The organism is Maribacter sp. (assembly GCF_016744255.1).
GTDB lineage: Bacteria > Bacteroidota > Bacteroidia > Flavobacteriales > Flavobacteriaceae > Maribacter_B.
This window is the reverse complement of the sequence record NZ_JADGES010000064.1, coordinates 1-20,238: the sequence shown is the minus strand read 5'-3', so window position 1 is coordinate 20,238 and position 20,238 is coordinate 1. Positions and strand designations below refer to the sequence as shown.

Annotated in this window: 16 protein-coding genes and 1 pseudogene; 4 read left to right on the top strand and 13 right to left on the bottom strand. The window is 32.6% G+C overall.

The genetic code is table 11. The features are described 5' to 3' along the window. Positions 1-3,561: pseudogene (locus tag QZZ51_RS11365) on the bottom strand (hypothetical protein); the annotation flags it as partial. Positions 3,562-4,133: 572 nt separating this feature from the next. Between QZZ51_RS11365 and QZZ51_RS11360 the strand changes: the two are divergent. Then, the gene (locus QZZ51_RS11360) at positions 4,134-5,477 is read left to right on the top strand and encodes an NAD(P)/FAD-dependent oxidoreductase (protein WP_291869692.1); all 1,344 of its coding nucleotides are present in this window, start codon (positions 4,134-4,136) and stop codon (positions 5,475-5,477) included. 71 nt (positions 5,478-5,548) lie between these two features. On the opposite strand, the gene QZZ51_RS11355 is transcribed toward QZZ51_RS11360, so the two are convergent. Together QZZ51_RS11355 and QZZ51_RS11350 are read right to left on the bottom strand one after the other, a co-directional pair. Then, complete coding sequence (locus QZZ51_RS11355) at positions 5,549-6,328, bottom strand: C4-type zinc ribbon domain-containing protein (RefSeq protein WP_291869690.1); 780 nt, start codon at positions 6,326-6,328, stop codon at positions 5,549-5,551. 3 nt (positions 6,329-6,331) lie between these two features. Beyond that, entirely contained in the window at positions 6,332-7,426 is a 1,095-nt protein-coding gene (locus QZZ51_RS11350) for a Nif3-like dinuclear metal center hexameric protein (protein ID WP_291869694.1), read from the bottom strand. A gap of 51 nt (positions 7,427-7,477) precedes the next feature. Here QZZ51_RS11350 and lpxK point away from each other — a divergent pair, with 51 nt between their 5' ends. Then, complete coding sequence (gene lpxK / locus QZZ51_RS11345) at positions 7,478-8,482, top strand: tetraacyldisaccharide 4'-kinase (RefSeq protein ID WP_291869689.1); 1,005 nt, start codon at positions 7,478-7,480, stop codon at positions 8,480-8,482. Here the strand turns inward: lpxK and QZZ51_RS11340 are convergent. The 9 genes from QZZ51_RS11340 to QZZ51_RS11300 form a co-directional block, all read right to left on the bottom strand. Then, positions 8,479-10,629 carry an ATP-binding protein gene (locus QZZ51_RS11340; RefSeq protein ID WP_291869687.1) on the bottom strand — a complete coding sequence of 717 codons (2,151 nt, stop codon included), beginning with the start codon at positions 10,627-10,629 and terminating at the stop codon, positions 8,479-8,481. The two genes, lpxK and QZZ51_RS11340, sit on opposite strands and share 4 nt — an antisense overlap. Before the next feature lie 59 nt (positions 10,630-10,688). Next, complete coding sequence (gap, locus tag QZZ51_RS11335; protein WP_291869685.1) at positions 10,689-11,699, bottom strand: type I glyceraldehyde-3-phosphate dehydrogenase; 1,011 nt, start codon at positions 11,697-11,699, stop codon at positions 10,689-10,691. A gap of 44 nt (positions 11,700-11,743) precedes the next feature. Next, positions 11,744-12,619: a lipoyl synthase gene (gene lipA / locus QZZ51_RS11330; RefSeq protein WP_291869683.1), complete on the bottom strand. Its 876-nt coding sequence runs from the start codon at positions 12,617-12,619 to the stop codon at positions 11,744-11,746. A gap of 107 nt (positions 12,620-12,726) precedes the next feature. Then, complete coding sequence (locus QZZ51_RS11325) at positions 12,727-13,284, bottom strand: sigma-70 family RNA polymerase sigma factor (RefSeq protein WP_291869680.1); 558 nt, start codon at positions 13,282-13,284, stop codon at positions 12,727-12,729. A 43-nt stretch (positions 13,285-13,327) separates the two neighbouring features. Further along, on the bottom strand, positions 13,328-13,537 hold the full coding sequence (locus QZZ51_RS11320; protein WP_291869678.1) for a membrane or secreted protein: 210 nt from the start codon (positions 13,535-13,537) through the stop codon (positions 13,328-13,330). Positions 13,538-13,611: 74 nt separating this feature from the next. Beyond that, positions 13,612-14,370, bottom strand: coding sequence for an anti-sigma factor (locus QZZ51_RS11315; RefSeq protein WP_291869676.1), 759 nt, complete (start codon positions 14,368-14,370; stop codon positions 13,612-13,614). Continuing rightward, positions 14,370-14,936 carry an RNA polymerase sigma factor gene (locus QZZ51_RS11310; protein ID WP_291869674.1) on the bottom strand — a complete coding sequence of 189 codons (567 nt, stop codon included), beginning with the start codon at positions 14,934-14,936 and terminating at the stop codon, positions 14,370-14,372. The genes QZZ51_RS11315 and QZZ51_RS11310 overlap by 1 nt, the downstream gene beginning before the upstream one ends. Positions 14,937-15,141: 205 nt before the next feature. Continuing rightward, positions 15,142-16,158, bottom strand: coding sequence for a UDP-N-acetylmuramate dehydrogenase (gene murB / locus QZZ51_RS11305; protein ID WP_291869672.1), 1,017 nt, complete (start codon positions 16,156-16,158; stop codon positions 15,142-15,144). Further along, complete coding sequence (locus QZZ51_RS11300) at positions 16,158-17,348, bottom strand: pyridoxal phosphate-dependent aminotransferase (RefSeq protein WP_291869670.1); 1,191 nt, start codon at positions 17,346-17,348, stop codon at positions 16,158-16,160. The genes murB and QZZ51_RS11300 overlap by 1 nt, the downstream gene beginning before the upstream one ends. A gap of 151 nt (positions 17,349-17,499) precedes the next feature. On the opposite strand from QZZ51_RS11300, the gene QZZ51_RS11295 reads away from it, so the two are divergent. Further along, complete coding sequence (locus tag QZZ51_RS11295) at positions 17,500-18,831, top strand: PDZ domain-containing protein (protein WP_291869668.1); 1,332 nt, start codon at positions 17,500-17,502, stop codon at positions 18,829-18,831. A gap of 82 nt (positions 18,832-18,913) precedes the next feature. Here the strand turns inward: QZZ51_RS11295 and QZZ51_RS11290 are convergent, their stop codons facing one another. Beyond that, positions 18,914-19,306 (bottom strand): DUF1573 domain-containing protein, encoded by a 393-nt coding sequence (locus QZZ51_RS11290; protein WP_291869666.1) that lies wholly within the window; start codon positions 19,304-19,306, stop codon positions 18,914-18,916. A 189-nt stretch (positions 19,307-19,495) separates the two neighbouring features. On the opposite strand from QZZ51_RS11290, the gene QZZ51_RS11285 reads away from it, so the two are divergent. Continuing rightward, a partial coding sequence (locus QZZ51_RS11285; protein WP_291869664.1) for a class I tRNA ligase family protein occupies positions 19,496-20,238 on the top strand: 743 nt, incomplete at its 3' end.

Sequence of the window (20,238 nt, the reverse complement as noted above, 5' to 3'; positions counted from 1 at the left end):
TACATCGAATCCAGAAGCATAGTTTCCAGTCAGGGTTACATCAAAAGTAGCAGTTACGCCAACGCCTTCGGTAACTATTACATCTGTTTGGATAATAGATAATCCTTCTGTACCTGTACTATTATTATCTGTAATAGTACCCAAGCCAATATTATCTGTAAAAGTAGCTATTCCACCAGTATGACTAAGGTTTACATTAAATGTTTCCTCTGCTTCTATGATACTGTCATCAATAGCTGCAACATTAAATGTTATTGAGGTTGTATTTGCAGTTAAGGTTACAGTTGAAGGACCAGAGTAATCGCTATTAATAGTGGTAATATTAGCATATGCTAAGTCTACAATGATATCTTGAGAAATTGCATGAGATGCTGTAATTGTAAAAGTGATATTGTTTCCTTCAATCGCTGATGCATCATTAATACTTAATTCAGGTGTAACTAATAAAATAGCTTTATTCGTAATAGTATCTGGGGAACATAAATTTTCGCTATCCGTTCCTATCAATTGATATTCATAAGAAGTGTAACTCCCCGTAACATTGGTTAATGTTAAAGTGGTAGTGGTAGCTCCTGAATAAATACCACTATTGGTTACATTGTTCCAAGTAGAACCTTCATCTGTACTAACTTGCCATTGATACGTTAAGCCTGTTCCAGAAAAAGTTCCAGAAAAAGAAGTGGTACCGTTATTGGTAACTATAGTATTTGCTGGGTGTGTTGTAACGCTAATCACTTGGTTTGGTGTTACCACACGAGTATTTGTTCCTGTATAACCTCCTTGGCTAGTTACTAGACCATTAAGGTCTACTGTTACAGGAGAATTTCCTAAAATACTGTCACTATCTGGGTCTGTATGGCCTGCCTCTATAGTATCTGGGCAAGTATCATTATCACTATCCAAATCTAAATAATCAGGGATAGTATCGCTATCACTATTTTGAGTTCTATTTGCATTAATTTTTACAGCAAAGTCATCAAATGCTATATAATCTCTAACGGGGTCATCGTCTATAACACCATAAAAATATACACGTACGGTATACGTAGTAGTTGTGTTTATCGAAAAGGGTTTAATTTCTAAATTATATTTAAAGAAGTCTGTAGCATTGGGTAAAACCTCTTCATGTCTCATATCACTTGCTAAAAGACTATAGGTAGAAAAACCATCAGCAGAAATAGCTACAGATGCAAAGTATGTATCTCCGGTATCATCACTAGAACCACTTCCGAATAAGTTAGACCCTATATCAGATATATATAAATCAGACAATCCATTGGCTGTAGTAAACGAATACTCTAGGTAGTCATTATTAGCAAAAGCTTCATCAAAATTTATAGCGTTAGCATTTCTTATTCTTAGACTTGTACTATTAATTTCTTTCGTTAAACTACCATGGATAGTTTCATCGGTATAACTAGTAATTAACCAATCCTCAATTTTGGGATTGTCGTTGTCTAAACCATTTTCATCAGAACTATCATTATGAGACCACATTAATCTGTGATTTACGGTGTCTAAAGATTCATTAACGTCTAGTATACCGTCATTATCATCATCTAAATCAAAAGTAGGGTTGTATCCGTCGCCATCCGTATCACAAGAGGGGTCTATTAAACGAACATCATATTGTGTTGCTACTTCACTTGTGTTTGGGCAACCATCCCCATCAATATCTGTATCGCAAGAATCGTATATACCATCAAAATCTTGATCGGTATCTATAATGGTAATGGTTTGTGTATATGTGTTACTAGTTCTTCCACATGCATCTGTAAAAGTAAATGTATTAGTATAAGTCCCAGTAGAAGGGCAACTAGCAGAAGGGATAAAAGAGCCCGAATTCTCATTTAGAGTAAAATTACAATACTGTGTTGCTGGCTCTAAATTTTGAGCAGCTGTTAATCCTGCATTATCCGATAGATATACGGTTCTATTTAATTCAGATGCATTAGAACTCCAGTTAACCTGGTTGGGTCTATTTATATCTATACTAGTAGGGTCATAGTTACCCATGCCACAAACATCTGTTGTTCCAGAGCTGTTTGTAGTTCTAGATGCCGTATTAATAACTCCATTAAATGTAGCAGTAGCTTGAATTTGAAAATTAGCAGAACAAGCCGTTTCTAAAAAATAACAGGAATTTTTTATTTGAATATTAAAGTCTATGTTATACTGTGGATCATTACTATCTGTCATACCATCTGCTACAAAAAATTGCAGTTCTCTTGTTGTACTATTATAAGAATAGGTTACTCCAGAAGGTAAAGAAGGGGCGCCAACAAATTCAACTTCATTAGGTAAGAACGTGGAAAATTGTAAATTTTCAATATCATCATTACCAGAATTTTCAATAGAAAGGGTTAAAGGTACTGTGTCTTCCGCATTATAATTGGTAGCAGCAGAAGAAGTTGTAAAGTTAAGAGCACCTAAACTAGGCTCATAAATTTCCACACTTAAGCCTAATAAGTATAAACCATAGGTTTCTTGATCCGAAGTCATGCGGATTGTAGAAGAAGTTTGGTTGTTATTTATTAATTTGTTTCCGCTATTTTTTAACGGAAATAAACCAGCATCAAAACCTAAAGTATTTGTACTTGCGGGATTTCTATTCGTGTATGGTGATTGATTTACGGTAATTTTACTGTTAAAAAAATTATCACCATCTCTTTCATTAGTGGATATGGGAGTCCAGGTTCCATCGGTATCAAAAATCTCTAAAGCATCTCCTACAATCCCTCTGTCTCCTTCTAAAGCACCTATTGTAATATTAGCATTTACGGGTCCATTGGGAACAGTAAGAAAACCATTAAAGTCTACTCCAAAAGAGTTGTTAGTAGCTGTTACATGCGCATATCCATCAAATAAAGTAATATTACGCCCTTGTAATTCTGGACTTTCATAAATAAATACTATTTGCCATCCAGCAGCAGTACCTGTATTATTACTAATATGGGATTGTAAAACACCTTCTGTGGCTTTTACGTTGGCTACTTGGAATTTCCCATATGGATTAATAAGGCCTTGTACTTGGCTAGATATGTCTTTAAAACATACATATGGGTCATTAACAAAATGTTCTGCCCTTCCGTCATATATAATTTGATCCGCTGTTATAGTACTATAAGAACTAGACCCTGGAAGCATAAGCTTAACTTGATTAAAGCTCCAACTCTCTTCAGAACCGCCATTACCTGTTGATGCATCATATTCTTTATTTGCTGCAGACCAATATAGAAAGGCATGCTTAAAAGTAAGACAAGAACTAGAAACAGATGGGTTAATCAAATTAGCACTACTAGAATTAAAAGTGGTATTGTCCGAGTCTATATCAACATAAACAGTTGTAAAATCATTATTATCATCTCCGTTATTATAGTTGCCAGTTGCAGTTGTAGATAGCATATTATTAGCAACCATGGTTACATCCCCATTTACGGTACCTGAAAATCGAGGAGTAAAGGTTGTTTTTAATTGCGCATTTGCTGAAAATGAAACAACAGCAATTGCAACAAGTAAAAGATTTTTAATGAATTTTGTGTTTAAAGTAAATTTGCACATAGGCATATTATTAAATTAAAAATCTATTTGTTAATTCAGTTTGCTTAAAATAGTTGCAGACTAAATTTGCAATAGTTTAGGTTTAGTTAGGTTTCGAAAAATCAGTATATAATTTTGCGAACTCAAATAACGGTTAGAGTATTATTATATTGTTTGTTTACTAGTCTAGGTAAAGGCATTAATCGACAAAAAACAAAGAGGTCGATAAACCGATATTTTTATCGGATGACTATATTTAATTTAACAGTGTAGTTTGTCGATGAAAGGTTAAAAAACCTCTTTGTAATAGAGGTTGTGTTACGACGAAAAGTAAAAAAATAATGATTTACAAGTCTTATAATTAAAGTTTAAACTTAAATTAAGTGAAGATTTTTATGTAATTATATGTAGGAATAATACTATTTATATTATCTTTTTTAAGATAAGGTTACTGTGGTATTTGTTACATTTTTTTTACTTTTTAAAATTATCTGCTCTTAAAACATAGAAATTATGTATTTCCTTATGATTTAAGAGGCAATTTATATTTTAGTATTTTTGTGGGTAACTTCAAAAATAATCATTCAAAATTTATGTCTTATTCTCATAAAAAAATCGCGATAATTGGATCCGGTTTAGTAGGCTCCTTATTAGCTATATATTTAAAAAAGTTTGGACATGAAATCACGGTCTTTGATAGACGGCCAGATATTAGGAAAGTAAAATTTTCAGGGAGATCTATTAATCTAGCAATGAGTAATAGAGGATGGAATGCCTTACGAGAAGTTGGCGTTGAAGAAGAAATAAAAAAAATTGCAATACCGCTGAATAAAAGAGCTTTACATGTTATAGGTAAGCCGTTGTACTATCAGAATTATGGGAAGGAAAATGAGGCCATATGGTCTATTTCTAGAGGTGTTCTAAACCGTAAAATGATAGATTTAGCGGAAGAATCTGGTGTGGTCTTTAAGTTTGAAGAGAAAGTTTGGGATGTTGATTTGCCAACAGCCCGTTTATTTACTGGCGATACAGAAAAGGGAGAGTGGAAAGAGTATAAATACGATTTAATTTTTGGGTGTGACGGTGCTTTTTCACGGGTTCGTCATAAAATGCAAAGAAGAAGCCGTTTTGACTATTCTCAAGATTTTATCGATGTAGGATATAAAGAACTTACTATTTTACCCCATGCGGATGGTAGCCACAAATTAGATAAAAACTCTTTTCATATTTGGCCAAGAGGAAATTTTATGTTTATTGCTATGCCTAATTTAGATGGTAGTTTTACATGTACTCTATTTATGCCTTTTGAAGGAGAAGTTTCTTTTGAAAAAGTAAAAACTAGAGAGGATGCTAAAGAATTTTTTGCCACGTATTTCCCTAATGTTATGGCAGATATAGAAAATTTAGCGGAGGATTTCTTTAAAAACCCAACTAGTGCTATGGTGACGATGAAATGTTACCCTTGGACGTATTGGGATAAAGTGGCATTGGTTGGTGATTCGGCCCATGCTATTGTACCTTTTTATGGTCAAGGTATGAATGCAGGTTTTGAAGATATTTTTGTTTTAAATAGCTTAATTAAAGAATACTCAGACGACTGGGAAATTATATTTAAAAAGTATCAAGAGAGTAGAAAAGAGAACGCAGATGCGATAGCGGAACTTAGTTATAGGAATTTTATTGAAATGAGTAAAAAAACTGCAGACCCTAAGTTTCTATTGCAAAAAAAAATAGAGAAACATTTCGCATCTCAGCATCCAGATAAATGGATGCCAGTTTATTCTAGAGTAACGTTTTCGGATAAACCATACGCTGAGGCTTTGGCATATGGCGACATGCAAGAGTCTATTATGAAACAGATAATGAAGATGCCAGATATTGAAAATAGATGGGATAGTATTTTTGTAGAAAATAAAATACTAGAACTTCTGGGTTGATAGTGAAAGTATAAAGCATAAAAAAACCATCTATATAGATGGTTTTTTTATGCTTTATAAAATAATGTGTCTTATAATTTAGCAAACAATTTAGACATTTTCACAGCCTCTTCCTCTGCTAAAACAGGGTCTACTAATATTCTACCACTGTGCTCATCTGTAATTATTTTTTTACGAGAAGCAATTTCTACCTGTACCTGAGGTGGAATGGTAAAGAAAGAACCTCCAGAAGCACCTCTTTCAATAGGAACAACTGCTAAGCCATTTTTTACATTACTTCTAATACGAGCGTATGCTTTTACTAAACGCTCTTCAATTTTACCTTGGTATTTTTCAGATTCTAGTAAAAGCGCTTTTTCTTCTTTCTCAGTTTCTGCTAAAATTGCATTTAGCTCCCCTTTTTTATGCTTAAGATGCGTATCTCTTTGAGATAAACGTTCTTTGGCTCCAGAAATAACTTCTTTCTTTTGTTCTATCTGAACTTTGAATTCTTTAATGTTCTTTTCAGCTAATTGAATTTCTAATTCTTGAAATTCTAATTCTTTACTGATAGAATTAAATTCTCTACTGTTACGAACATTTTTTTGCTGCTCCGTATATTTTTTAATTAAAGTTTTTGCTTCTTCAATTATATTTTTCTTTGCGCCAATTTCAAAATTGATAGTCTCAACATCTGTTTTTAACTTATCCAATCTTGTTTTAAGACCCAGAACGTCGTCTGCCAAATCTTCAACCTCTAATGGTAATTCTCCACGAACATTACGAATCTCATCAACTCTAGAATCAATTAATTGCAAATCATACAATGCTCTTAACTTATCTTCTACCGTAGCTTCTGCTTTTTTTGCCATAATTTATAAATACTTGATTGGATTTGTTATACTTTCCGATAAATGGATTGCAAAATTAGGGATTTTTTTCGTAAGATAATCAACTAAAAGGTTTTTTGTAAACTGCTCAGTTTCATAGTGTCCAATGTCAGCAATCACAATTTTATTTTCAGCTTGGTAAAATTCATGGTATTTTATATCGGATGAGATAAAAATTTGAGCTCCAGATTGCTTAGCTGCTTTGATAGCAAAAGCGCCACTACCGCCCAAAACAGCAACCTTAGAAACCTTTTTATTAAATAATTTTGTATGTCTAACACAAGATACATTCATCCTGTTTTTTAGGGTATTTAAAAACTCTAGTTCGTTCATAGGTTCATCTAGTTCCCCTATCATACCCATTCCAATATTTGGATTGGTATTCTCCAAAGTAGTAATTTCATAGGCTACTTCTTCGTATGGGTGGTTGTTAAATAGTGCTTTTAATACCGCTTTTTCTTTAGATTTAGAGAAAGTAATATGTATTTGAGTTTCCTTTTCAAGATGTACTTCGCCAATCTCTCCTATACTAGGGTTCGCATTTTCATTGGCTTTATAGCTGCCAATTCCTTCATTAGAAAAACTGCAATTGCTGTAGTTTCCAATATTTCCAGCTCCTGCATTATATAAAACTTCTTTTAATTGGTTTGCTGCTTTTAAAGGGGCATAGGTAGTCAGCTTTTTTATAGAACCTTTTTGAGGTATTAAAATTTTAGTGTTAGATAAACCTAAAACCTCGCATATTTTAGCATTTACACCAGCATTATTATTGTCTAGCGCCGTGTGCATGCTGTATATCGCTATATTATTTTGTATCGCCTTTATCGCTACTCTTTCTACATAGTTGGCGCCAGTTATTTTTTTTAAACCTCCAAAAACAATAGGATGAAAGCTAACTATAAGGTTGCAATTTTTATCTATAGCTTCATCAATTACATTTTCTAATGTATCTAGGGTAACCAAAACACCAGTAACTTTTTGCTTAGAGTCTCCTATAAGTAGACCTACATTATCAAAATCCTCAGCATAATCAAGAGGAGTAAACTCTTCTAGTATATTTGTAACGTCTTTAACAATCATTTTCATGGGATTATATGGTTATCAAAGATAAAATATTATACTTTCGTTCTAATGCAACTGTTCAGAAAAATACTCTTTCCTGTTTCTTTTATTTATGCTTTGGTAGTATATATAAGAAATTGGCTTTTTGATATGCAAATATTAAAATCTAAATCTTACAAAACACCTATTGTTTGTGTTGGCAACTTAAGTGCTGGTGGTACAGGGAAAACCCCAATGGTAGAAACTATAATCTCTTTGTTTAAAGAGGATTGTAAAGTCGCAGTTTTGAGTAGGGGATATGGGCGTAAGTCCAAGGGTTATATCTTAGCAAATAAAGAGAGTAGCGTTGAAGAATTAGGAGATGAGCCTTATCAAATCTGGTCTAAGTTTCCAGAAATTGCATTGGTAGTAGATGCAGATAGACAAAACGGGATAGAGAATTTAGAAAAAGAAGAAAACCCTGATGTTATTATTTTAGATGATGGTTTTCAGCATAGAAAGGTACAAGCAGGTTATTCCGTATTATTAACGGCATACAACAATTTATATTCGGAAGATTGGTATTTGCCTACAGGAGATTTAAGGGATAGTAAGAAGGAGGCTAGGCGGGCAAATATAATAGTCGTTACAAAGTGCCCTGAGGATTTGGCTATGGATATCCAAAAGGGTATAATTAAAAAATTGAAAGTTAAACCAAATCAAAAAGTACTCTTTACCTATATAGGATATAAAGACGTCATAGCCGAAAATGGTAATATTATTCCTTTAGAGTCTTTACAAAATAAGGAGGTTACCTTGGTTACAGGTATTGCAGATGCGACCCCTTTAGTTTCTTATTTGGAGCAAAAAGAAATTTTATTTAGTCATCTAAATTATAGGGATCATCATTTCTTCTCGGAGGCTGAAATTAAATTAATACAATCTAAAGAATGTATTCTTACTACAGAGAAAGACTATGTTAGGTTAAAAGACAGCGTAGCTAACCTTATGTATATAAAGGTGGAACATTCTTTTTTAAATGCTGGTGAAAAGGTTTTTGAACAGGAACTAAAGTCTTATATATTTAGCAACTAAGAATTGCCAATATTTTTATCAAAGATGTTTTCTCCTATTTTTTGATAAAATACTTCTGGTTTAAATGGTTTGGTAACCACATCATTACAGCCAGCGGCATAAAAGCTTTCTAAACTGTCATCTAGAGAAATAGCAGTTAGTGCTATAATAGGAGTCTTTGTATCAAACTTTCGTATTCTAATGGTTGCCTCTTCGCCACTAATGCCTGGCATATGAATGTCCATTAATATAGCGTCGTACTCATTGTTTTTAGCTAGTTCAACAGCATCTAATCCATTACTAGCAATATCACTGGTAATCTCTTTTTTGGTTAACATTTTCTTGGTGATAACCTGGTTTATTTTGTTGTCTTCCACAATCATTAAATGAAGACCTTTGAACTCATAATCTTTTTCGGTAATCTCAAAAGAGATTTCATCGATCATTGCGTCTTTAGATTTTGCTACAATCTCAAAAAAGAAAGAACTACCATTACCTAATTCACTTTCTAACTGAATTTTACTATTAAATAATCCTAAAAGACTTTTTACAATAGTTAATCCAAGACCTGTGCCGCCATATTCTCTATTTATTTGTATAGATCCTTGCTCAAAACCTTCAAAGATACTTTCTTGCATTTCTTTGGATATTCCTATACCGTTGTCTTCTACTTCAAAATACAAAGTTACATCATCGTCCACTTTTTTTAATAGCTTGGCAATAACCTTAACTTCTCCATCTTTGGTGAATTTTAAAGCATTACCTACTAAATTCATAAAAATTTGAGAAAGTTTAATAGGGTCACTCATTAAATGACCAGGGATATTTTCGTCGTATTGTAGTGTAATTTTTGTATTTCTTTCTTTTGCACTTTGTTGTAGAGAATCTATAACCTCTTTTATTACCTTTTTAAGGTTAAACTGCATATTTAATGGCTCTAATTTATCTGCATCAATTTTATTAATTTGTAAGATGTCATTAATAAAATTTAGTAGATAATCGCCAGAAAATTTTAATGCTTTTAGGTGTTCTTTTTGATTTTCACTTGGATTTTCGTCCAGAAGTAAATGCGTGAGTCCTGTTACGGCATAAAGAGGTGTTCGTAGTTCGTGACTTACAGTAGATAGGAAGTTTGTTTTGGCTTCCATAGCCTGCACGGCACCATCTCTTGCAGCTTGTAATTCTTTGTTTTTGGTTTGTAATAAATCGTTGGTTTTTAGTTTTATTTGGTTATTTCTGTATAAGGATACAGCTAATAGAGAAATAATAATTAGAAATGCGGAAGTTAAAACTGCAGTGATTTCGGATCTGTTTGCAGATTCATTTAATTCTTCATTAACAGTTTCTAATCTATTAATTTCAGATGTTTTAAATTCATCTCTAATTTTATCAGCCGTCTTTTGCTCGGTTTTTAGTTTGTCAATATTAAAAATAGAGTCTTTTATAAGAAGTATTTTTCTGCTTTGTTGTAACGCAAGATTGTATTCTTCTTTTTTTTCATAAGCCATTGTTAATAATTTATGGCTTTCAAGAATTTCAATATTAAAACTATTCTGTTGGGCAAGCTTTAATGCTTCTTCTCCATGATTTGCACTTTCTTTAAATTTATCTGTTTTAAGATGCAATTCGGAAAGTCCTAAATGCGCTTTAGTCGCTAAATACTCTTTTTCAAAAATGTCAGTGTTTATGACTAAAGAATTAAAGTTTTTAGAGGCATTTTCATATTTTTCTAAATTTAAATATATGTTGCCCTCTGTTAATAGTATGTTATTAAAGAAGTTGCGGTCGTTGTTTAGTTGCTTAGCTTCATTAAGCATAAAAATTGCTTGAAAATTTTTATTATTCCTAAACAATAAAATAGCCTCTATATATTTATGTATTGCATCTCCGTATGGATATTCAATATCTTTTAATAAAACTTCTGCTCTATCCCAGTAGAAAAGAGTGTTTTCTTCATTATCTAATTTTAAGTATAGTTGTGCAAATTTGTGATAGCTGTCTAGTAAAGATTTTACATCTTCGTTTTTTTCTGCTAAATCAGACGCTTTGTTTAAAGCTTCTAAAGCTAGATCTATTTTATTTTGATTCTTAAAATTTCTAGCTAAGTTGAAATAGTCTTCTACACTTTTTTTTGGAAGAGAATCTTGCGAATAGGTAAAGAAGCTCATTAGAAGAGCAGCTATTAGTATCGCAATATTTTTTGTCTTTCTGTATGTAAAAAGAATTTTCAAATGTAATTTTTACTAATTAATATATTAATAAGATCAATAAGTCTGCTGCTATAACCTGTTTCATTATCATACCAGCCAATTATTTTTACCATTTTACCGATAACTGAAGTCATCTGGGAATCAAACGTGCAAGAATAAGAACTATTGTTTATATCTATAGATACTATGGGGTCTTTTGTAAAAAACAATATATTTTTTAGCTCATTATTAGCTGCTTTTTCAAAAGTATCATTAATTTCTTTAATTGTTGTAGGTTTTTTAACATTAAAAGTAATGTCTGTAAGCGAACCATTAGGAACGGGAACACGAATTCCACAACCACCAATAACGTCTTTAAGTTCTGGAAATATTCTTGTAAGTGCTTTAGCTGCCCCAGTAGTAGTGGGTATTATGGACTGGCCAGCTGCTCTTGCTCTTCTTAAATCTCTATGAGGTTGATCATGTAAACTTTGGTCACTAGTGTAAGAATGGATAGTGGTTATATAGGCTTGTTCAATACCGCATAAATCATTAATTACCTTAATCATGGGGGCAGCATTATTTGTGGTGCAAGATGCATTAGAAATAATATTGTCATTTATAGTAAGGGTATTTTCATTTATACCACAGACTATCATTTTAATGTTATCCTCTATAGGAGGTACCGATAATATTACCTTTTTTGCCCCATTAACTAAATGGTAATTTAAATCTTTTTCGTATTTAAATTTACCACTAGATTCTATTACAATATCTACCTTCTGGGATTTCCAATCTATTTTTTTTGGATGGTCTTCATTAAAAAGAGCTATTTTTTTGTCACCAACAATAATGTGCTCATCATCATAACTTATTTCGTTGTTGTATACTCCATGTATGCTGTCATATTTTAATAAGTGAGATAAGGTTTTGCTATCGGCTAAATCGTTAATAGCTACTACTTGTATATGGTTTTGTTTACTAAGGAGCCGAAAAAGAGTTCTTCCTATTCTTCCAAAACCATTAATACCTATGTTTACTTTGTTCATGAGGAAATATCAGAGTTGAAGTGTGGTAAGAACTTATTAAAGGGTTAGTTTATGTGTTTATGTGCTTTGTACGAAGATCTTACTAGTGCACCACTTTCCACATGTCTGAATCCCATTTTTAATCCAATTTCTTCGTATTTTTTAAATTGTTCTGGAAGAATAAAATGTTGTACGGGTAAATGTTTTTTTGAGGGTTGTAAATATTGTCCTATAGTAATAATATCTACATTGGCGTTCCTTAGGTCTTCCATTGTTTGAAGAACTTCCTCTTCTAATTCTCCAAGACCTAACATGATACCAGACTTTGTTCTTTTTATACCATTTTCTTTTAAATAACGCAAAACCTCTAAGCTTCTTTCGTATTTAGCTTGTATCCTAACCTCTCTAGTTAACCTTTTTACAGTTTCCATGTTATGTGATACCACTTCTGGATTAACTTCTATGATACGGTCTAAATGTCTTTCTATGCCTTGAAAATCAGGTATTAATGTTTCAAGAGTAGTCGTTGGGTTCATTCTACGTATGGCCCTAACTGTTTCGGCCCATATGATAGATCCCATATCTTTAATATCGTCCCTATCTACAGAGGTTATAACCGCATGTTTTATACTCATTAGTTTTATAGAACGAGCAACTTTTTCTGGTTCCGCCCAATCTACATCTTCTGGTCTACCAGTTTTTACACCACAGAAACCGCAGGATCTAGTACAGATGTTTCCTAAAATCATAAAAGTTGCGGTGCCTTCTCCCCAGCATTCGCCCATATTAGGGCAGCTCCCAGAAGTACAGATCGTATTTAATTCATACTTATCAACTAAACTTCTTAGTTGTGTGTATTTTTTACCAGTAGGTAGTTTTACACGTAACCATTTTGGCTTTCCTTTCGGTGGTTTTACGTGTTCTAAGGAATCTGTACTCATAGCTAAATTTTAATCAAATATACAAACTAATTAAAGGATCTTTCGCAGTTATAAGAAGACCAATTTTATAAGTGAAATGTTATTTTTTTTGCTGTTTAAAAATTTGGTTATTTACTACCGCTTATTACTTCTGCTAGTAATTTTTTTGCGCGTAATAATTTTACTTTAACATTATTCATTGGTTCGTTTAGTTGCTCTGCAATAGCCGCATAACTAAGTTCATTGAAATATCTAAGGTTAATTACCTCTTGATAATGCGGTTTCAATTTTTTAATATGCATTAAAAGGGTGGCTAAGTTTTGTTCCGTAATAAGCCTATCTTCGGCAGAAGGAGCATCATCTAAAGCTTTTTTAAAAGCTTCATTGTTATCGTGCGGATCCAGAATATCTTTTTTTCTTTTTCGTAAAAGATCTACATGGATATTTTTAGAAATAGTAATTAACCATGTTTTAAACTTATAAGAGTTATCATAAGTATGTAATTTATCAAAAGCTTTGGAAAAGGTTTGTACTGTTATATCCTCAGCATCACTTTCATTTTCTGTTCTTTTTAATTGAAAACCATAGACATCATTCCAAAATGTATCTAGCAATTTACTGTAAGCAATCTGGTTTCCCAATTTTGCTTTTTCTATGGTATTAAGGATAGCTTGTTTGTTTTCCAAAACAGGGAACTTAGAAAATTACAATTATTTTTTACATCTAAAACTACTGCAACTCTGCAGTAGTATCTTTTTTACAATCTTGTTCACTAGGAAGTTTACCGCACATGCCGCAAGCTTCTCCTTCTTTATTTAAAAAGGGACTTTGGCTTGCACAAGTACCTGCAAATTTGCCGTCTTTTTTAGCCCATATCTTAATGGCAATTCCTGCAACAGCAATGGAAAGAAGACCTATAGTAAGTAGTATCAACTTCATAATAAAATTTTCAACAAAGATATAAAAATAAAGCCCCAAAAAGGGGCTTTAAGGATACTTTATATATGTCGGTTTTAAAACGCAATATTCGCAACTATTTTATTGACGGTAGGACTTACATTTCCTCCTTTTGGTTCAATAGTAATGTAACTAACAGCGTTGTCTGCATAAGGAAGAGCTGTAAGGTTGTCTTTGTTTCCTGCTTCTTCTATAATTCCTAGGTTTACCATTTTTCCATTAACTTCTGCCCACATCTGAAAACATTGATTTTCTGGCAATTCAGGAAGTTTACTCACATTTATATAGGAAAGTTTTTTCACAGGATTAATGTAAGCTATAGCTTTAAGGTCTTTAGCCATTTTATTACCCCTTACATTGTATTTTTTAGTTTGCGGATTGTTAAGCACAATAAATTGGTTTCTAACGTCCTCTAATTGTTGCCTCATATCTGCTTCTAATGTTTTTATTTTATTAGAAACAATAGTATTTTCTTGTTGTAAGTTTTGATTTTGGTTCCAGAAAAAATAGGAAGCACTAGCAAACATACAAGCAACAACACTTGCTGCAATAGCATATCTAAAGAATTTTTTACGACCAGAGTGTTCTGATTTAATTCTGGAAAGAATTTTTTCCTTTAATCCTTCTGGAGTTTTGATAGCGTGTAGCTTGGCAAAATTTTCTAGATTGTCTTGGAGCTCGTTATACGTATCTCTTACGGGAGGATACATTGCAATGTAACGTTCTACCTGTAGAGACTCCATCTCATTAGTAGTGCCTAGTAGATATTTTTCTAGTAGGTCTGAGTCTAAGAATATTTTTATTTTTTCTTTCATTATAACACATTTAAAACAAACGTAAGTAAGATAATGGCGGGGTCATATATTTTTTTTAATTCACGTAATCCTATTTTTAATCTAGATTTAATGGTTCCCAAAGGAATATCCAGTTCATCGCTGGCTTCTTGTTGGGTCATTCCTTGAAAGAATAAGGCTTCTAAAACAATTTGGTACTTGCCTTCAATCTTATCTAAATTATCACGGACGTCCATGAATTCTGGTTTTATACTATCTACGCCTAAATTATATACGTCAGAAACATCCATTTGGATTTCTTTATCCGTTTTTGTGTTAACGCTTCTTAATTTATCAATAGCAGTATTTCTTGTAATTCTAAATAACCATGTAAATAATTTGGCTTTGGAAGAATCATAAGTATCTGCTTTTTTCCAAATTTTCACAAAACTTTCTTGTACTACATCTTGTGCTAAATTGTCGTTACGTACTACTTTATGTGCAACACCATATAGGGTGTCGCCATAATGTTCATACAAAAGGGAGATAGCCTTATCATTGCGCTCTTGTAAAAGTTCTACGATATGTTTTTCAAGTAGTGTGCTCATAATAAATGATAGGGTATAAAGAAAATCGACTGCAAAGGCATCCAATATATTCTTTTCTACCGTATATCCTTTAAACGCTAAATTATTAAATTGATTGTTAAGGCAGGCGTTATGTTAAAAATAATAATAGTATAAATGTGCGATTGGTTATTGCACATTTAATTTTGGTTGGTTTGGTATAACCCTCGTAAGTTAATTACGGGGGTTATCTTATTATATTAACTTCAGGAGAAATAGCTATTCCAAATTTATTCTTTACTTCTGAAATAATAGTATGTGCTACATTTAATATTTCTTGCCCAGTAGCCTTTCCATAGTTCACTAGCACTAGAGCTTGCTTTTTATGCACACCAGCATCTCCAAAGCGCTTACCTTTAAAACCACTTTGTTCAATAAGCCAGCCAGCGGGTATTTTAAATAATGTATTGCTAATTTTATAAAATGGAGCCTCTGGATGTGTAGAGTTAAAAATAAGAAACTCTTCTTTAGAGATTATAGGGTTTTTAAAAAAGCTACCGCTGTTTCCTATTTTTTTAGGGTCTGGCAATTTACTTTGCCTTATGGCAATTACCGCATTAGAAATGTCTTTAATACTTGGGTTTTTTATATTATTTTTAAGTAATTCTTCTTCGATAGAACCGTAAGAGGTATTTAAGTTGTGGTTGGTTTTGGTTAGTTTTAAATTTACAGATGTAATAACATATTTTCCTTTTCCTTTATTTTTAAAATAAGAATCTCGGTACCCAAATTCACATGCTTCTTTATCAAAAGATTGCATTTCTAAAGTGGTGGTATTTAGCCCTTCGCAACTTACAAAATGATCTTTTAACTCTACACCATAGGCGCCAATGTTCTGAATGGGCGCTGTTCCTGTTTTCCCAGGAATTAAAGACATATTTTCTAGACCTCCATAATTATTTTTTAGGGTCCAAAGAATCATTTCATGCCAATTTTCACCTGCCATTACTTTTATAACAACATGGTTGTTGTCTTCTTCTATTATGGATATGCCTTTTAAATTAATGTGTATTACAAGAGCATCCACATCTTTTGTAAGCAATAAGTTGCTGCCTCCACTAATTACAAATTTATCGGGGTGTTCTTTTAAAGAAAAAGCTTCTTTTAGCTCCTCTATATTAGAAACTTCACAGAAATATTTTGCATTAGCAGATATGCCAAAAGTATTGTAGGGTTGTAAAGATATGTTTTGTAAAACCTGCATTAACCTATATAGCTTTTAAGAGCTTCTTTTAGTATAGTAACCGCTCTTTTTAAACTATCTTGATCTAGTACGTATGCAATTCTAATTTGGTTTTGCCCTAAACCTTTAGTTGCATAAAAACCTGCGGCAGGGGCAACCATTACAGTTTCGCCTTTATATCTAAAATCTTCTAATAGCCATTGTGCAAAATCATCTGCATTTTTTACAGGTAGTTCGGCAATACAATAAAAAGCACCGTTGGGTACGCCAACTTTAACGCCATCAATTTTTTTCAATTCTTCTATTAGCGTATTTCTTCTTTCTAGGTACTCTTCTTTTACGTCGTCAAAATAACTTTGTGGTGTGTCTAATGCAGCTTCACTGGCTATTTGAGCATATGTAGGAGGCGACAGTCTGGCTTGAGCAAATTTAAGAGCAGTTGTAATAACCTCTTTGTTTTTAGAAACTAAGTAGCCTATTCTTGCCCCACACATGCTGTAACGTTTAGAGACCGAGTCAATAACTATGGCATTCTCTTCTAAACCAGCTTCTTGTAGAATAGAATAGTGCTCTGTGTTGTCATAAGTGAATTCTCTGTAGACTTCATCAGCAACTAAAAAGAGATTGTGTTTTTTTACAATTGCCGCTAATTTTTGAATTTCTTCCTTACTATACAAATAACCAGTAGGGTTTCCTGGGTTGCAAATTAATATAGCCTTTGTTCTAGGGGTAATTAATTTTTCAAAATCCTCTATAGGAGGTAAAGCAAAATTATCTTCTATTCTTGAAACAACAGGGACTACTTTTACTCCTGCTGCAGTGGCAAACCCATTATAATTTGCGTAGAAAGGTTCCGGAATTATAATTTCATCATCAAAATCGGCAATACTTCCCATAGTAAATGAAAGTGCCTCAGAACCTCCTGTTGTAACAATAATGTCTGTAGAATCTATAACAATAGAATGTTTTAAATAATACTTTGCAATTTTTTCTCTAAAAACCTCGGATCCTTCTGTTCGGCTATAAGCGATTACACTTAAATCGTTGTTTTTTACTGCATCTAGTGCAATTTGAGGTGTCTTTATATCTGGTTGACCAATGTTTAAATGGATGACTTTAGCACCATTTTTTTTTGCTTTTTCAGCAAAAGGAACCAGTTTACGTATAGGGGATTCGGGCATAGAAATCCCTTTCTGAGAAATGTTCGGCATCTGTAATAAATTTTAGGCAAAAATGAGAAAACATAATAAATTAAACAATGATAAGAAGATTTATTTCGCCTATCATTTTTTGTTAAAGTCTTAGGTGGTTTGTAATTAATACGATAGCTTTAAAGGAGGTAATACGTTAAAACAAAGTAAGTTGAAAAAAGTATTCACATTTTTGATAATACTCTTATTGTTCTGTCCTTTTTCGGGTATAGGGCAAAATTTTGAATTACCCAAAGGGCAAAAATTTCAAAAAGTAAAATTTAAATTAATTAATAACCTAATCATTATGCCTATCGAGGTTAATGGTACAGAGTTATCTTTTATATTAGATTCTGGAGTAGGGAAGCCTATTTTGTTTAACGTATCTGATCAAGATTCTATTCAAATTAACAATGTTTCCGAAATTACAATTAGAGGTTTAGGGGAAAGTGAGCCTATAAAAGCATTAAGCTCAAAGAAGAATTTTTTTAAAGTTGGGGAAGTAAGGAATGTAGATCAGGATTTGTTTGTTGTAATGGATAAGAGTTTAAATTTTTCACCTAGCCTGGGTATTCCTGTTCATGGTATAATTGGTTATCAGTTGTTTAGAGATTTTGTTGTAGATATTAATTATGGAAAGCAAGTTATTAAGTTTTATAATCCGTATGACTATAAATTAAAAAACGCAAGAAAGGCAGAGGTATTACCCTTGAAGATTAGAGAAAAGAAAGCTTATGTAAATGCCAAGATACATATGAATGGAAAAGATGATTTATCTGTAAGGATGTTAGTAGATACTGGTAGTAGTGATGCTATATGGCTTTTTGAAAATCAAAACATTGGTGTTCCGGAAAAGAACTATGAAGATTTTTTAGGTAAAGGGCTAGGTGGTAATATTTTTGGCAAGCGTACTAAAGTAAACACTATATCTTTAGGAAGGTTTTCTTTAAAAGATGCTAAAGCTGCATTCCCAGATATGAAAACCTTTAATAATATTAAAAACTTAGGAAATAGAAATGGTAGTGTTGGGGGAGAGGTTTTGAAACGTTTTAATATTGTGTTCGACTATAAAAATGAAAGGATGATTATTAGAAAGAATAGTAACTTTAGTAAGCCGTTTCATTATAACTTAAGTGGCTTAGAATTGCAGCATGATGGCGTTCGGTATGTTTCTGAAAGCTTAACAAAGTCTAATGGAGTTCTTAAAAGTGACGATTCTAACACTTTTGGAAATGTTCAAATTTTATTAGAAAATTCAACAAGGTTGAGTTTAGTTCCAGAAATAGTAGTTTCTGCAATTAGAGCAGGTAGCCCTGCTGAATCGGCAGGTTTGCAAGAAGGGGATGTTATTTTAGCAGTCAATGGAAAAAGAGTGTATAGTTACAAACTTCAAGAAATAATGCACATGCTAAACCAAAAAGAAGGAAAAAGAATTCAGTTACTTATAGAAAGGTATAACCAAGATGTACTTTTTAGTTTTGTTTTAAAAAACCTGTTTAAATAGAAGTAACGTTACAGATTTGATGGAAAAAAGCGAAAGCTCGGTATTTACCGAGCTTTCGCTTTTTTTTAGATAATAAAAGAAATTACATCGTTCCGTTATTTGGGTCCTTTACTTCTCCTTTAATCTTAAGAACTTTTGTAGGTGTATCTGCATTAGATAAAACGGTTATGGCTTTTCTAATAGGGCCTACTCTTTTTGTATCGTATTTTACAGAAATTTTTCCTTTTTTTCCTGGTAAAACTGGTTCTTTGTCGTAAGATGGGATAGTACATCCACAACTAGAGGTTACTTTACTTAATACTAAAGGAGCTGTTCCCGTATTAGTAAATTCAAAAACACGAACACCGTCCGCACCTTTGACCACTTCACCATAATCAACAGTTTCAGCGATAAACTCAATTTTTGCTCCAGTTTCCTGAGCTGTTAGGCTAAATCCTAATAATCCTACAAATAATACAAGTACTATTTTTTTCATAATTTTTTGTTTTGGGTATAAATCAAAATTAAATCTTTTCAGATGAACCTCCAAAATTCTTTTGTTATACTCTAACGTTACTTATTTTTGTTTCGTATTTAAAAAACATCTAATAGATATAATTTAACATATCTTTTAATGTTACTTTTTTTATACATCAAATTAACATTTCAAAAACTGTACCAAAAAATGGAAATTCCATCAAAATATGATCCGCAATCAGTAGAAAGTCACTGGTATGATTATTGGATGAAAAATAATTTTTTTCATTCTACCCCTGACGACAGAGAACCTTACACCATAGTAATTCCGCCACCTAATGTTACGGGGATACTACATATGGGGCATATGCTAAATAATACCATTCAAGATGTGCTTATTCGTAGAGCAAGGTTAATGGGTAAAAATGCTTGTTGGGTCCCAGGTACAGATCATGCATCTATAGCAACAGAAGCAAAGGTAGTTGCTAAGTTAAAAGAACAAGGAATTAATAAAGCAGACCTTAGTAGAGAAGATTTTTTAAAACATGCTTGGGATTGGACAGACGAATATGGGGGAGTTATTCTAGATCAGCTTAAAAAGTTAGGTTGTTCTTGTGATTGGGAACGTACCAAATTTACTTTGGATGATGATATGTCTGCTTCTGTAATTAAAGTTTTTGTAGATCTATTCAATAAAGGAAAAATTTATAAGGGAAACCGAATGGTAAATTGGGATCCAGAAGCAAAAACTACCCTTTCCGATGAAGAAGTAATTTATGAAGAAAAGCAAGGGCTATTATATTATTTGTCTTACGCTATTGAAGGGACCGATGAAAAAGTTACCATAGCTACGACAAGACCAGAAACTATCTTGGGAGATAGTGCCATTTGTATTAACCCTAAGGATGAACGTTTTACTCATCTAAAAGGAAAAAAGGCTATTGTTCCTTT